We start from the raw sequence: 13,708 nt of genomic DNA on the forward strand, positions 1-13,708 counted from the left end.
TTTAGGCACAGGATGGAGAGCAATCTTTACAACTGGCTACGCTTACGTTACTAATTGATACTATCAATCGGCATTTTATTCATTATAATTATCTAGTTCTAAAGTGTACTTTAATGCTACTTTTAGGGACTTTCAATGAGTGCTTAAATCTTTTCCCTCACCCCCAGCCCCTCTCCCAAATATGGGAGAGGGGAGACATAATAATTTACCCTTGGAGTATGAAGTGGAGCGAAACTAGCTAGAGGTAGATCAAAGAATGACCTAGTTATTAATTTCCAATAATCCAGGTGGTGGGGTAATTTCAATGCGATTAGATTTCAAGTCGACTACTGGTGCGATCGCTTCTACAAATGGAATCAAAACAGTCTTTTGTTTTTTGTCATTTGTCATTTGTTGTTTGTCACTAGCAAAAGATGGGTGCAACTTGACTTCTAATAAATCATTGCCAGCCGGGATGATGTCTACCACCGTACCAACGAGTTCGCCAGATGCTTGCATGAAGACTTCCAAGCCAATCAAATCGAGGACATGATATTCATCTTCGCCTAATTGGGGGCGATCGCTTGCTGGCACCATTAACTTACAACCGCGCAACGCCTCCGCCTGATCGCAATTTTCCACACCAGCTAATTTGATTACATACAAGTTTTTGTTACTGATATAACGTCCCGTCAATAATTCGATTGGTTGCGGTTCTGTATCACCTGAACGCAACAACCAACGTTTTCCCGCCACCTCAAATCTTTCGGGAAAATCAGATACAGGATAAACCCGTAATTCTCCAGACAATCCTTGAGGGGAAACAATCTTACCAATTTCTAGCCAATTATCTGATTTGTCATTTGTCATTTTTCATTTGTCATTTGTCATTGGGGAAAAAATTCTTATAACTCCAAACTCCTAACTCCAAACTCCTAACTCCAAACTCCTAACTCCAAACTCCTAACTCCTAACTCCAAACTCCAAACTCCTAACTCCAAACTCCTAACTCCAAACTCCTAACTCCAAACTCCTAACTCCAAACTCCTAACTCCTAACTCCTAACTCCTAACTCCAAACTCCTAACTCCAAACTCCTAACTCCAAACTCCTAACTCCAAACTCCTAACTCCAAACTCCTAACTCCTAACTCCTAACTCCCCCTACTAAGCACTCACCGCCGCACCTTTATAAGCTTCTTCAGCCACTTTTGCTAAACGTTGCATAGCAGTAGTTATCTCTTCATCGCTACCGGTGAGGCTGATGCGGAAACATTGGTGTTTGTGCGCCCATTCTTCCTCTAAACCGGGGAAGAAGCTACTTCCTGGGACAATAATCACACCTACTTGCTTAACTAGCTGATAAAATTCCCAATCACTGATGGGTAAATCTTGTAACCACAACCAAGCAAAAATTGCTCCTTCACCGCGATGGAGGAACCAAGGTAAATCCTTGGGCATCGCTTGTTCTAAGCTGGCTTCTAAAACGGTAAACTTATTTTGGTAAAAGGGACGGATGACAGTGTGAGAAATTTCCACTAAAGCACCAGAATTGATTGCATAAGCTGCGATCGCTTGGCCGTAACGTGAAGAATGGAGACTCATATTTGCCTGAAAACACTCCAGCACTTCAATCCACTTTTCATCCCCAATCGCAATACCAACTCTTTCTCCTGGTAATCCCGCTTTCGATAAACTCATGCAGTGGAGAATATTATCACCAAACACTGGTGTCATTTCGGTAAAGTTCAATGCTGGGAAGGGAGGCGCATAAGCTGAGTCAATTAACACTGGCAGATTGTAAGGCGCAGCTAGGGCAGTAATTTTTTTTACCTCATCCTCAGTCAGGACGTTACCAGTGGGATTACAAGGGCGAGAGAACAGGACACAACCCGTATTTTCTGTAATCGAGAGTTGGCTGAAGTCGGGGCGATATTTAAATCGGTGGGCGGCTTCATCAATATCGAGAGTCGGTTTGTAGGCGATTAAGGCTTTTGGAACTAAGCAAATACCGCCATAACCTGTGTAGTCAGGGCTGAGGGGCAAAACGATTTGTTTTAACTCGCCACTAGGGGTGTAGCCACCGAAGCTATTGACAGCGTAGAAGTAAAGGCTTTGACTACCGGGGGTGATGAGGATATTGCGATCGCTTAAGTTTAACCCGTAGCGTTTGTTAAAATCATTAGCGATCGCTTCAACTAACGGTGCATAGCCCTGACTTGAGCCGTAGCGACAAACTACCTCACCATATTCTGGACTTGCAAGAAGCTGTGCAGTACAATCCCGCCATAATTGCTCTACTTCTGGCAAAATCAACGGATTACCAGCACTCAAATTAATAAACTGCTGCCCTGCACCCGCTCGTAATGTTTCGATAATATCCTTCATGATTGCTCTGACGCCAGTCAGGTTGGACATTTGAGCGCCAATTTGAGTTAGGGCAGGGTTCATAAGCTGTGACAAAATGTATTAATCAAGGGGTGGACAAATTATTTGGGGATTGCTGCTGACATCCAGTTTACATCGTTGTCAAAACAGCTGTTGCCGCCTTTAACCAATCTAGCTAGAGAATGATATCTTAACAAAGTAATATTTCTCTTTATAGGGGCGATCGCGCTTAGTAAATACAATTAAGTGATACAAAAGTGTATCATGCCTTCAATATGTTTAAGTGAAAGAATCCCCATGCTTCAGCAGTGGGGATAACTTTAAATAACTATATTAGGAGTGCTGACGTTGGAAGTTAAAGCAGCAGTAGCTTACAGCGCAGGTAAGCCGTTGACAATTGAAACCGTTCAACTATCAGGCCCACAAGCTGGGGAAGTCTTAGTTGAGGTGAAAGCCACCGGAGTTTGTCATACCGACGCATTTACCCTATCTGGTGACGATCCCGAAGGTTTGTTTCCGGCAATTTTGGGACATGAAGGTGCTGGTGTGGTAGTGGAAGTAGGCGCTGGTGTCACCAGTCTCAAACCAGGGGATCATGTAATTCCCCTATACACTCCCGAATGCCGCCAGTGCGAATATTGTTTAAGCTTAAAAACTAATCTTTGTCAAGCGATTCGCTTAACTCAAGGACGCGGTGTCATGCCCGATGGCACTAGTCGCTTTAGCATTGATGGGCAAATGATTCATCATTATATGGGTACATCCACTTTTGCCAATTATACGGTGCTACCAGAAATCGCCTTAGCAAAAATTCGGGAAGACGCGCCATTTGATAAGGTTTGTTACATTGGCTGTGGTGCAACTACTGGTATTGGTGCAGTCATCAATACTGCCAAGGTGGAACCGGGAGCAAATGTCGTGGTTTTCGGCTTGGGTGGTATTGGTTTAAATGTCATCCAAGCGGCGCGAATGGTAGGGGCAAATATGATTGTCGGGGTGGATATTAATCCCAACAAACGCGCAATAGCCGAAAAGTTTGGCATGACGCACTTTGTCAATCCCCAGGAAGTAGAGGGTGATTTAGTTCCCTATCTGGTTGATTTAACAAAAGGCGGTGCTGATTACAGTTTTGAATGTATCGGTAATGTCAAAATTATGCGTCAAGCATTAGAATGCTGCCATAAAGGTTGGGGTGTCAGCGTGATTATTGGGGTTGCTGGGGCTGGACAAGAAATCAGTACTCGTCCTTTTCAATTAGTAACTGGGCGTGTTTGGAAAGGTTCAGCATTCGGTGGTGCTAGAGGACGTACAGATGTGCCAAAAATTGTTGATTGGTATATGGAAGGTAAGATAAATATTGATGATTTAATTACCCATGTAATGCCTATTGAACAAATTAATCATGCTTTTGAATTGATGCACAAAGGTGAATCAATTCGGAGTGTGATGACTTTTTAATTCGTAATTCGTAATTCGTAATTCGTAATTAAAAAGTCTTTGGAAGTAAGTCGGCGCAAATAATTATCTACTGGTTTGTAGTTGCGCTTTAGCGCTAAAGCGCAACTACGAGCCAAATACAGAGATTTTACTTTTCGTTACATAGTTTGGTTTTTTCTCGCCGACCTACTTAGCTGATGGAATGCCACTAATAAAAGCCTAAAGTTTTGTGTCGTTTCGTTCCCAGTCTAGAGGCTTACGGCGTAATAGCTCGGAACTTGTTAAAAGACTTTGGTCTAGGCTAAAGCGCCCTAGAATTAAGGAAGGTTCACCAGGTTTTGAACCCACTATACAAACACCACAAACCAGACAAACTGATGGAAACCTGATGCTAAACTTCTATGAAACAGACTTCTACATTTGGACTCAAGAACAAGCTAACTTTCTGCGTCATCACCAATGGAACCAGCTTGACTTGCCAAATTTAATTGAGGAAATTGAATCTTTGGGAAGAAAGGAACGCCAAGAATTGAGAAATCGCCTTAATATATTAATTGAACATTTGCTCAAATGGGAATATCAACCTAAGCAACGAAGTCGTAGTTGGTTAGCGACAATTAGAGTACAACGACGGGAAATTCTGAAGTTGTTAAGTGAAAATCCTAGCCTGAAACCTTACCTTGAAGAAGCACTTCAGGAATGTTATGACAACGGTAGGGATTTAGCATCAGGAGAAACAAATCTGCCACTCTCAACTTTTCCCCATCAACGTTTGTATACTTTTGAGAAAATTCTGAGCGATCGCTTTTATCCGGGTGAGCCTGCAACAGATGATTTAATGCAATGAAAGCAATGTTTAAAACGGGCTACGCTTACGCAACGAGAAAGGGCTGCAACACGGTTGTTAGCTGAAATTTTCACCGATCTGATTCGCGCAGTTTCCACGGCTGCTGTCTCCACCCTAATCTCCGTCTTGCTTCTTCAGTATCCACTCTTTGCATATTAACCTCCACAAGCTCTACGGTTTCTCGAACCAATGCTTCAAGTTCATTGACAGCTACAGGGGCTTCATGACGAAACAAGTCTTCGAGACGAGAGGCAAGATTTTCAGGGTAAATCTTCATTTTAGGCTATTTTCGATAAACTCTGTTAGCGATACCTTCGGTGAGCTTCGCTAACGCATCCACATTGCCACAATCCCTTTATAGTCGCAAATATTACTTATATTCTTCTTAAGTATTTTCTCACGAATCATTCAGGATTGCTATAGCAGTTTTAACTTAGGTGTAATACAGTCTGAACCTCAACCGATATCCGCTTACGCAAATACTCTCCTCTCCAAAGCATCGGAGAGGGGTTGGGGGTGAGCTTTAAAAATGTACTTCATGTAAATAAGAACTGCTATAGTTATTTTGCCTCTAATACCATTTCTTTGTGAGGCTGCGCCAAACCCTCTTAACTTTTTCTTTCTTTCTTTCTTTCTTTCTTTCTTTCTTTCTTTCTTTCTTTCTTTCTTTCTTTCTTTCTTTCTTTGTGTTCTTTGCGGACTTTGCGGTTCGTTTTTCTTTCTTGTACTTAAATATGGTTTAGCGCATCTTCATACAGAATTGGTATAACATTTCACTCAATTGCTTATAATTTATACAATAATTTTATTAATACCGGATAAAAAATGTCAGCTTTATAAAAATTTTAGATCGGAAAAAGTTCATATTGATTTATAGAAAACTGTAGATAAGCTAAAATATTTATGAGATTCTCTCTCGAATTTGACGAAAGATGAAATATAACAGCATTGATGAACTATTCAGAAATAATCAGGCTTGGGTTGCCGAAAAACTAGCTATAGACCCAACTTACTTTCAAGACTTATCAGGCGGACAAACACCACCTTTTCTATACATTGGGTGTTCTGATAGTCGTCTGGCATTAACAAGCTTTACTCGTACAGAACCCGGAGAGTTATTTGTACACCGTAATATTGCCAATCAGATTTCTCTAACAGATATCAACTTTTTAGCGGTTTTAGAATACGCAATTTTACATCTTCAAGTGGAACACATTATCATTTGTGGTCACTACGATTGCGGAGGAATTAAAGCGGCTTTAGAGGGGAGAACCATCGGAATTCTTGATAACTGGGTAAATCCGATTCGGGAACTGTATTTACAGAAACAAGAAGAAATTGATGCCTTGCCAACAAGAGAAGAACGTTTGAATCGTTTGGCAGAAATGAACGTTGTAGCGCAAGTAAAAAATCTTTACCAAACTTCCATCATGCGTCAGGTACTCTATGAGCGAAAAGCGCCTATGGTTCATGGCTGGGTATTAGATATCAGCACTGGGTTAATCAAAGATTTGAACGTCTCAACTGTGCAATGGCAATTGCACATTTGCCCCTTGCTTCTAGAGTTTAGACTCTATGCTATGTTAAAAAATGAGACTTAATTTGGTATTATCGACAGACAAAAGCCAACATCTTTAGATTCCAAACTTTTACCCCAGGTAGTCACCTTGCAGGTAATTTATTTTCCTTGTTTTCACCCTCTGCATAGAAATGTATTCATTGAGGCTCTGACTCAATTTATCACTATAAGTAAGTCGGTGCGAATAAATCGAACTATGTGTTTTGTAATGTAAAATTATTGTAATTGAGTTCGTAGTCAGGACTTCAGTCCTTCTTTTCGGACTAAAGTTCTTACCCAACGGGTTTGTTAGTCGCTCATGGGATAAACCCCCTGAGCGACTAACTTACTACAAACCTTTAATTATTTACGCCGTTTTACTTATGCAGAGCCTCAAACCTACCCCTACAAAGAATTATTTCTTAGCAATTATCCATACTGCGTGAATAATCCCAGGAATGTAACCAAAAAGTGTCAAAACTATATTAATCCAAAAATCTATACCAAAACCTACTTGCAAAAAAACTCCCAAAGGCGGCACGAAAATGGCACACAAAATCCGAACTAAATCCATTTAAACCTCCTATTCATCTCACAAAAAACAGCTTGTTGGCAAACTAATTTACCACTGTTCAAGCATATTTGTACCTTTCAAAGATAACATTCCCTGTCTCAATCTAGGTCACGGTTAAGATGCGGTAAACCGCACTCAAGATTAGCCACCGCTAACTTTAGCTTTGTAACCTAGTTTGGTCAAAATCTCGACAATTTTCTGCTTGTGTTCGCCTTGAATTTCAATTTCGTTATCTTTAAGTGTCCCACCTGTGCCGCACTGGGTTTTCAACTGCTTCACTAAATCAGCCAAAGTTTCTGGTTTGGCTTGAAAACCGCTAATCACTGTAACAGTTTTGCCTTTGCGTCCTTTGCGGGAAGCTTGTACTTTGAGATTTTGTTGTTGTGCAGGGAGTTCTGGAATTGGTCTTTCTATGGCGGCGGAGTTGTCGTTGCCAAATTCGCGGTAGACAAAGCCTTTATCGGAAGATTTGGGATTTGAAGAAGACATAAAATCAATATTTAAGAAAATTTCAAAGGCAGTGGAAACCTCTACGCAACCATTCTGCTGGGATATCAATTTCTAGGCTAACATCACAAATCCATTGCGACGGATTCAAACTAATTGGGCATGGGGCATTGAGTATGAATGAAAAATTTAGTTTCTAGTCCCCAGGTATAAGCTAGATATGCCTCAGACTTTCTATAATAATTAAGTCATTCCCTTCATTGAAAATAACCCGTGACTATCACTCCCCTATCTCCAAATTTAACTGCTCAGGTTCCCGATACGCTAGGTCGCTTTGGACGCTTCGGCGGTAAGTATGTACCTGAAACGCTGATGCCTGCTCTTACTGAATTAGAAACAGCTTATCAGCAATACCGCAATGACCCTGGTTTTCAAGCAGAACTACAGCAATTGTTACGGGACTATGTAGGACGTGCCACACCATTATATTTCGCTGAACGCCTGACTGCTCATTATGCCCGACCCGATCGCACCGGGCCGCAAATTTACTTAAAACGCGAGGATTTAAATCATACTGGCGCTCATAAAATTAATAATGCCCTTGGTCAGGTATTATTGGCAAAACGCATGGGTAAACAACGGATTATTGCCGAAACGGGCGCTGGACAACACGGAGTTGCTACAGCTACAGTTTGCGCTCGTTTTGGGCTGGAATGCATAATTTACATGGGCGTTCATGACATGGAACGCCAATCTTTAAATGTGTTCAGAATGCGGTTGATGGGGGCAGAAGTGCGTCCGGTGGAAGCGGGAACTGGAACCCTCAAGGATGCCACTTCTGAAGCAATCCGCGATTGGGTGACAAATGTAGAAACAACTCACTACATTCTCGGTTCGGTAGCAGGTCCCCATCCTTACCCGATGATGGTACGTGATTTTCATGCAGTAATTGGTCAAGAAACTCGCGCCCAAGCAATCGAAAAGTGGGGTGTATTACCTGATATTCTCTTGGCTTGCGTAGGTGGTGGTTCCAATGCTATGGGACTATTCTATGAGTTTATGAATGAGCCTTCTATACGGTTCATTGGGATTGAGGCAGCAGGAGAAGGTGTCAATACCGAAAAACACGCGGCAACCTTGACAAAAGGACGAGTTGGTGTACTCCACGGAGCAATGAGCTATCTTCTGCAAGATGAGGATGGGCAAATCATTGAGGCACACTCAATTAGTGCAGGTTTAGATTATCCCGGTGTGGGGCCAGAACACAGTTATTTGAAAGATATTGGTCGCGCTGAATACTATAGTGTGACGGATGCAGAAGCTTTAGCGGCATTTCAGCGATTGTCAAAATTGGAAGGGATTATCCCAGCATTAGAAACAGCCCATGCGATCGCCTACCTCGAAACCCTATGTCCCCAACTAACCGACAGTCCCCGGATTGTAATTAACTGCTCTGGACGTGGCGATAAGGATGTACAAACAGTAGCCAAGTTATTAAATGATGCGTAAACATATTCGCTAACGTAATTCATAATTTGTAATTGAGAAAGTCAGACTTTATAGCTTTTCCTAATCAAATGAGTAGATCATATCTCCCTCTTCGCAAGCGAGGAGGGAGTTGGGGATGGGGTTCAGTACCTACTCAACTGATAACCGCTATATCTGGGTTTCCTTTTTTTTGTGTGTAGTCTTATTTTGGGAGAATTGATATGCACGGGTGTTGCGCCTGGTGCAGCAAAAGTTAGAAACCCTTAACCAAGGCTAGTTGAAATCACGCAGAGATTTTACTGAATAAATCCGTGCAATTTTTATCTGACATTCTACACCCTCAACTGTCATAAGCGGTTTTTACTGCTTTTTAAACAGAAAAAAAGCTATTGAATATACCTAAAAACAGTACAATAGCTGTACTTTGAAGACAAATAAGCATAATTTAGAACTAAAAAAACTAATTATAGTAGTAATTACACTGAAAAAAGGTGTAAGTGTGGTACGTAGTTATCTAAAAATAATCATGCTAATGGTAGAAGACAATTAGTCATTAAACAGGACTATTTCTTTGTAAGATTGTGAATTTAAACGTTTACTGGTAGTTTTTGAACATATAAGCGTATAAATAGAGCTATATAGACCTATAAGCAATTTGTCACATTGATATTAGTTAGTTAGATTGTCTAAAAGTTTACTTTAGGCAAATGATTAAATCAATATTTTACAGCGTTGCTTTAGGCACTCTAGTTATCAGTAGTGGAGCGATCGCTACTCCTGTAACAAATCCAACTTCTATGCCAGATTCTTTACATGTATTAAGTAATACTGGCTATATTGCAGCTAGCATCAATACTGCTGCTCTAGAACAGTCGATTTTTAACAAAATTAATGATTACAGAGCTTCCCAAGGGCTACCAAAGCTGACTAGTAATTCTGCGATGGATAATCAAGCCAGGATTCACAGTCAGGATATGGCTAATGGTAAAGTTCCCTTTGGACATACAGGATTTCCAGAACGTGTTAAAGCAATCGGTATTCCTTACAGATCAGCTGGTGAAAATGTCGCTTACAACCAGGGATATAGCGATCCTGCGACGATAGCTGTTCAAGGCTGGCTCAAAAGTCCAGGGCATCTAGCCAATATCAAAGGTAATTTTAATAAAACGGGGATTGGTGTCGTTAGCAACAGTAAAGGCGAAATCTACTTCACACAAATTTTCCTTCGCTGATAGATGTGGTGAAATTTAGGTTTTTTCTCAAATTCCCCAGAGTTGAGCCTGCTACCAAGCTAAATAATGTAGTTTCAATGACATTTATCTGCTGAATACTACATTATTTTTTACTAAACCACGTCTATCTTGAAACCTATAGTTATTACCCATGATGAAAAGGATTTGCCCTCATCCCCCAACCCCGAATTACAAATCTGGGATTCGGAGAGCCAGAATTTCAAACTCCCTCTCAAGCATTTGGGAGAGGGATTTAGGGAGAGGGCGAAAACTACGGTTCTCAACTTAGATAAGGTTTAATTCATCAAAATCCTAAATTTTCAGCAAAAATAACCCTGATTTTATGATGCTGACCCATTGAAGTATTGACAATTAGAAATGATTTTTTGTACTTCCTATACAAGGATGTAGCCAGATTGCCAAAATTCATCAATCCTTAATAGTATCGTGGTATATATCGTTGGAACAATAGGGTAGAGTATAAGTCTTATATCTCTACATAATTACGTAATTCTCCATGTTCCGACAAACTGCTTTTGGCATCGCTTTAAGTGCGCTTGTCCTTGCTAGTGGGTTAACGACTGTTCCGATACCAAATAATCCTTCTACGAATACATCCACCCGTAATAAGCTGTTGTCGCTTTTTTCCAGTCAGGTTGCAATATCGACTCCTACTTTTAAGACTACGGAGCTAGAAAAATCCGTTTTTGACAAAATTAATCGATATAGGGCTTCTAAAGGACTGCCAAAGTTGACCCTAAATGCAAGTATCACTCGACAGGCTAGAATTCATAGTCAGAATATGGCTAAAGGTAAAATACCATTTAGCCATCAGGGATTTGAACGGCGAGTCAATGCTATCCCTATTCGCTACAGCAGTGCGGCGGAAAATGTTGCTTTCAATCGGGGATATAGTAACCCTGTGGATGAAGCTGTTACTGGTTGGCTCAACAGTCCCGGACATCTAAAGAACCTTAAAGGAAATTATAACCTGACTGGAATTGGCGTTGCTACTAATAATCAAGGCGAAGTCTACCTGACACAGCTTTTCTTTCGCACTAGTTCGCACTAGGTAGATATGATTTTTGATTGTTTTGCACAATAATAATGTAGTGTCTGACAAGACTTTTATCTGCTGGACACTCATATTATTTTTGAACAATTCATGATATTAGAAGATTTTCAGGTGAGCGATCGCGATCTGGGCGACGCAGCCCTAGTACAGTATTTAGAATCTACAGCGATCGCAGTTGATACAGAAACGATGGGATTATTGCCACAGCGCGATAGGTTGTGTCTTGTCCAATTGTGCAACCAACTCGGTAAAGTGACTGCAATCCGCATAGCCAAAGGACAAGCTGATGCGCCAAACTTAAAAAAACTCTTGGAAGCGGCGAATGTCGTAAAAGTGTTTCACTTTGCTCGCTTTGACCTTGCCACTTTGCGGGCTAATCTAGGGATTCAGGTTAGACCAGTATTTTGCACCAAAATTGCTAGTAAATTAGCCCGTACTTACACAAATCGCCACGGACTTAAAGATGTGGTGCAAGAGTTAGAAAAAGTAGAACTTGATAAAAGCTCTCAAAGTTCTGATTGGGGTAACGCCGCTAGTTTATCTGAAGCTCAACTGAGTTATGCTGCCAATGATGTGCGCTACTTACTTAGTGTGCAGCACAAGCTAACAGAAATGCTCAAACGAGAAGAACGTTGGGAAATTGCTCAAGAATGTTTTGAATTTCTGCCAACAATAGTTTCCTTGGATTTATTGCAGTTTAAAGATTTGTTTGAACATTGATCCAAGAATAAACCTCTTGCAAAAGTTTTTGCTCTGGAGTACAAGCATTACAAGAGGAAATATTCTATCTTTTGATTTCTCAATTGTCACCAGAATTAAAAAGGTACACAGCAACTAAATTTATTTAACTAAATCGGCGCAAATAATCATCACTGGTTTGTAGTTACGCTTTAGCGCTAAAGCGCAACTACGATCCAAATACAGAGATTTTACTTTTCGTTACATAGTTTGGTTTTTTGTCGCCGACTACTTATGCTTACTGAGCGTAGTCGAAGTATGAGCTTAATAAATTTTTGAATGCGTGACTTCGCCGAACGCGAGTGCGTCTCCAGTCTCCAAGAGTTGTGGCTGACTTCTCTGGCATGATAAATTAAAATTAGACCTCTTGAAAAATTCCCTAACATCCCTAACCTATCCTCGCAAGCAAAGAGAACAGACTTTAATCTAAGCCAAAGTTAGAGTGTGGGTCTTATGATTAATTTATCCAAGAGGTCTATTGCTAATTTTCTAAGTTATTTTTCACCTAAGAGCCAACATTGGAATCATCATTCCCCTTTAGGAGTATTAGATTCACTAATGCCTTCCTTGACATTGCTGGCTCCCTCTTGAATACCTTCTTTGACATTGCTGGCTCCCTCTTGAATACCTTCTTTGAGATTGCTGGCTCCCTCTTGAATGCCTTGTTTGAGATTACTGGCTCCCTCTTGAATATTTTCCTTGAGGTTACTAGCTCCTTGTTTAATGGCTTCCGTCGCGCTAGGGCCTCCCTTTGGCAGATTTTCTTGGTGAGTTTTTAGCCGATCTACAACATTGTACTCATCTGCACCTGGGGGAGTTGTTGATTCAATAATGCCTTCTGTTGGTCCACCGATAGCCTTCCATGCACCAAGACCACCTTTGAGTTGCGAGACATGCTCAAATCCATTAGAACGTAGCTGTTGTGAGGCTTGGGCAGCTTCTTCTTCGTTAGCACCGTAAATGTAAATATCACGGCTTTTATCTAAAGAAGCTACTGCACGCTGTACCAATTCATCTATTGGCATTGGCATAGCTCCCATAATGTGACCTTCGTTGTAGGTGTTGCGATCGCGCACATCCAGTATTGTAAAAGCTGGTTCGCCCCATTCTAGACGAGACTTCAATGTATGAACATCAGATTGTGCTTCTATTGGTGGTTGTGGGGGAATGATGCCGCCGACTAAATTGTTAACCATAAATATCCTTGAGTTGACGATAGTAATAGCAATTTAACGGACTAAATATATTGAATTACTCTTTCTATGGGCTGAATTTACTTAAAATCTCTCCTGAGATAGAGTACCTAATTGAAATATTTTCTACCATTTAATCCATTGCAAATATAGCCAGATTAGACTATTAAAAAAGATGTTTTATTAATTTTATTAAATATATTTTAAGTTTATCTTTGTTAAATTTAATTATTAAAACAGATTGGGAATAATTTCAAATATTTAGCTATTAGTACAGGAATTACGTACATTTTCAATATCTGCGATCGCTAAGAATATAGCGGTTCTCGTTTATGTGAGGTACATCGGTAGGGGCAAGTCTTAGACTTGCCCCTACACCTGGCGATATAATGTTGTACCGCATCTGAATGGGAACCGCTATAAGAGGCTCAGACAGTAACCTCTTCTTTCTCTTTTCTCTGTGCCTCTGCGGTTAAATAAACTACTGCCGTGGCCTCTTATGTCTCTCTAAAATATTTGTGGTTATAGAAATGGTCTTAAATTATACTGATTCTAAGTATAGATTTATATGATTATACAATAAAAATCCAAAATTATAGAAACTTTATACAATATTTATACAATTTATTAGCATTACAATGGCTAAAGTTTTGATATTCATTGAAGATTAATTGTAAACAAGTACTACAGTAGCGATCGTACTCAGTAGAGACGCACGTAAATACACTATCAACAGAAACACGTATTGCAAAAC

12 protein-coding genes and 1 pseudogene are annotated in these 13,708 nt (G+C 40.5%); 7 read left to right on the forward strand and 6 right to left on the reverse strand.

What is annotated here, in order from left to right; translation table 11 throughout:
- Positions 1 to 261 precede the first annotated feature (261 nt).
- Positions 262 to 849, reverse strand: a complete 588-nt coding sequence (rimM, locus tag V7K73_RS06570) for a ribosome maturation factor RimM (protein WP_334878257.1) — start codon at positions 847 to 849, stop codon at positions 262 to 264.
- A gap of 295 nt (positions 850 to 1,144) precedes the next feature.
- Positions 1,145 to 2,428 (reverse strand): valine--pyruvate transaminase, encoded by a 1,284-nt coding sequence (locus V7K73_RS06575; protein WP_334878259.1) that lies wholly within the window; start codon positions 2,426 to 2,428, stop codon positions 1,145 to 1,147.
- A gap of 285 nt (positions 2,429 to 2,713) precedes the next feature.
- Here V7K73_RS06575 and V7K73_RS06580 point away from each other — a divergent pair, with 285 nt between their 5' ends.
- Together V7K73_RS06580 and V7K73_RS06585 are read left to right on the forward strand one after the other, a co-directional pair.
- The gene (locus V7K73_RS06580; RefSeq protein WP_334878261.1) at positions 2,714 to 3,823 is read left to right on the forward strand and encodes an S-(hydroxymethyl)glutathione dehydrogenase/class III alcohol dehydrogenase; all 1,110 of its coding nucleotides are present in this window, start codon (positions 2,714 to 2,716) and stop codon (positions 3,821 to 3,823) included.
- A 208-nt stretch (positions 3,824 to 4,031) separates the two neighbouring features.
- Positions 4,032 to 4,649, forward strand: coding sequence for a DUF29 domain-containing protein (locus V7K73_RS06585; protein WP_334878263.1), 618 nt, complete (start codon positions 4,032 to 4,034; stop codon positions 4,647 to 4,649).
- 70 nt (positions 4,650 to 4,719) lie between these two features.
- Here V7K73_RS06585 and V7K73_RS06590 read toward each other — a convergent pair whose 3' ends face one another.
- Complete coding sequence (locus tag V7K73_RS06590) at positions 4,720 to 4,926, reverse strand: hypothetical protein (RefSeq protein WP_334878265.1); 207 nt, start codon at positions 4,924 to 4,926, stop codon at positions 4,720 to 4,722.
- A 655-nt stretch (positions 4,927 to 5,581) separates the two neighbouring features.
- Between V7K73_RS06590 and V7K73_RS06595 the strand changes: the two genes are divergently transcribed.
- Positions 5,582 to 6,250, forward strand: a complete 669-nt coding sequence (locus tag V7K73_RS06595; RefSeq protein ID WP_334878267.1) for a carbonic anhydrase — start codon at positions 5,582 to 5,584, stop codon at positions 6,248 to 6,250.
- Between the two features lie 372 nt (positions 6,251 to 6,622).
- Here V7K73_RS06595 and V7K73_RS06600 read toward each other — a convergent pair whose 3' ends face one another.
- Both V7K73_RS06600 and V7K73_RS06605 read right to left on the reverse strand, forming a co-directional pair.
- Complete coding sequence (locus tag V7K73_RS06600) at positions 6,623 to 6,781, reverse strand: YqaE/Pmp3 family membrane protein (protein WP_012410519.1); 159 nt, start codon at positions 6,779 to 6,781, stop codon at positions 6,623 to 6,625.
- A gap of 141 nt (positions 6,782 to 6,922) precedes the next feature.
- The gene (locus tag V7K73_RS06605) at positions 6,923 to 7,270 is read right to left on the reverse strand and encodes a translation initiation factor (RefSeq protein WP_334878271.1); all 348 of its coding nucleotides are present in this window, start codon (positions 7,268 to 7,270) and stop codon (positions 6,923 to 6,925) included.
- A 231-nt stretch (positions 7,271 to 7,501) separates the two neighbouring features.
- Here V7K73_RS06605 and trpB point away from each other — a divergent pair, with 231 nt between their 5' ends.
- From trpB to V7K73_RS06625, 4 genes are all read left to right on the forward strand, one after another.
- Positions 7,502 to 8,737 (forward strand): tryptophan synthase subunit beta, encoded by a 1,236-nt coding sequence (gene trpB / locus V7K73_RS06610; RefSeq protein WP_334878272.1) that lies wholly within the window; start codon positions 7,502 to 7,504, stop codon positions 8,735 to 8,737.
- Positions 8,738 to 9,423: 686 nt separating this feature from the next.
- The gene (locus V7K73_RS06615) at positions 9,424 to 9,948 is read left to right on the forward strand and encodes a CAP domain-containing protein (RefSeq protein ID WP_334878274.1); all 525 of its coding nucleotides are present in this window, start codon (positions 9,424 to 9,426) and stop codon (positions 9,946 to 9,948) included.
- A gap of 517 nt (positions 9,949 to 10,465) precedes the next feature.
- Entirely contained in the window at positions 10,466 to 11,020 is a 555-nt protein-coding gene (locus V7K73_RS06620; RefSeq protein WP_334878276.1) for a CAP domain-containing protein, read from the forward strand.
- A gap of 93 nt (positions 11,021 to 11,113) precedes the next feature.
- Positions 11,114 to 11,743 carry a ribonuclease H-like domain-containing protein gene (locus V7K73_RS06625; RefSeq protein ID WP_334878277.1) on the forward strand — a complete coding sequence of 210 codons (630 nt, stop codon included), beginning with the start codon at positions 11,114 to 11,116 and terminating at the stop codon, positions 11,741 to 11,743.
- Between the two features lie 767 nt (positions 11,744 to 12,510).
- Here V7K73_RS06625 and V7K73_RS06630 read toward each other — a convergent pair.
- Positions 12,511 to 12,957: pseudogene (locus V7K73_RS06630) on the reverse strand (rhodanese-like domain-containing protein); the annotation flags it as partial.
- Positions 12,958 to 13,708 lie beyond the last annotated feature (751 nt).

This window comes from Nostoc sp., assembly GCF_036916975.1.
Lineage (GTDB): Bacteria > Cyanobacteriota > Cyanobacteriia > Cyanobacteriales > Nostocaceae > Nostoc.

Excerpts from the sequence above, each read along its gene's own strand:
- V7K73_RS06590 (WP_334878265.1), bottom strand. The coding sequence starts at position 4,926 with ATGAAGATTTACCCTGAAAATCTTGCCTCTCGTCTCGAAGACTTGTTT.
- rimM (WP_334878257.1), bottom strand. The coding sequence starts at position 849 with ATGACAAATGACAAATCAGATAATTGGCTAGAAATTGGTAAGATTGTT.
- V7K73_RS06600 (WP_012410519.1), bottom strand. The coding sequence starts at position 6,781 with ATGGATTTAGTTCGGATTTTGTGTGCCATTTTCGTGCCGCCTTTGGGA.
- V7K73_RS06605 (WP_334878271.1), bottom strand. The coding sequence starts at position 7,270 with ATGTCTTCTTCAAATCCCAAATCTTCCGATAAAGGCTTTGTCTACCGC.
- V7K73_RS06615 (WP_334878274.1), top strand. The coding sequence starts at position 9,424 with ATGATTAAATCAATATTTTACAGCGTTGCTTTAGGCACTCTAGTTATC.
- V7K73_RS06595 (WP_334878267.1), top strand. The coding sequence starts at position 5,582 with ATGAAATATAACAGCATTGATGAACTATTCAGAAATAATCAGGCTTGG.
- V7K73_RS06620 (WP_334878276.1), top strand. The coding sequence starts at position 10,466 with ATGTTCCGACAAACTGCTTTTGGCATCGCTTTAAGTGCGCTTGTCCTT.
- V7K73_RS06575 (WP_334878259.1), bottom strand. The coding sequence starts at position 2,428 with ATGAACCCTGCCCTAACTCAAATTGGCGCTCAAATGTCCAACCTGACT.
- V7K73_RS06625 (WP_334878277.1), top strand. The coding sequence starts at position 11,114 with ATGATATTAGAAGATTTTCAGGTGAGCGATCGCGATCTGGGCGACGCA.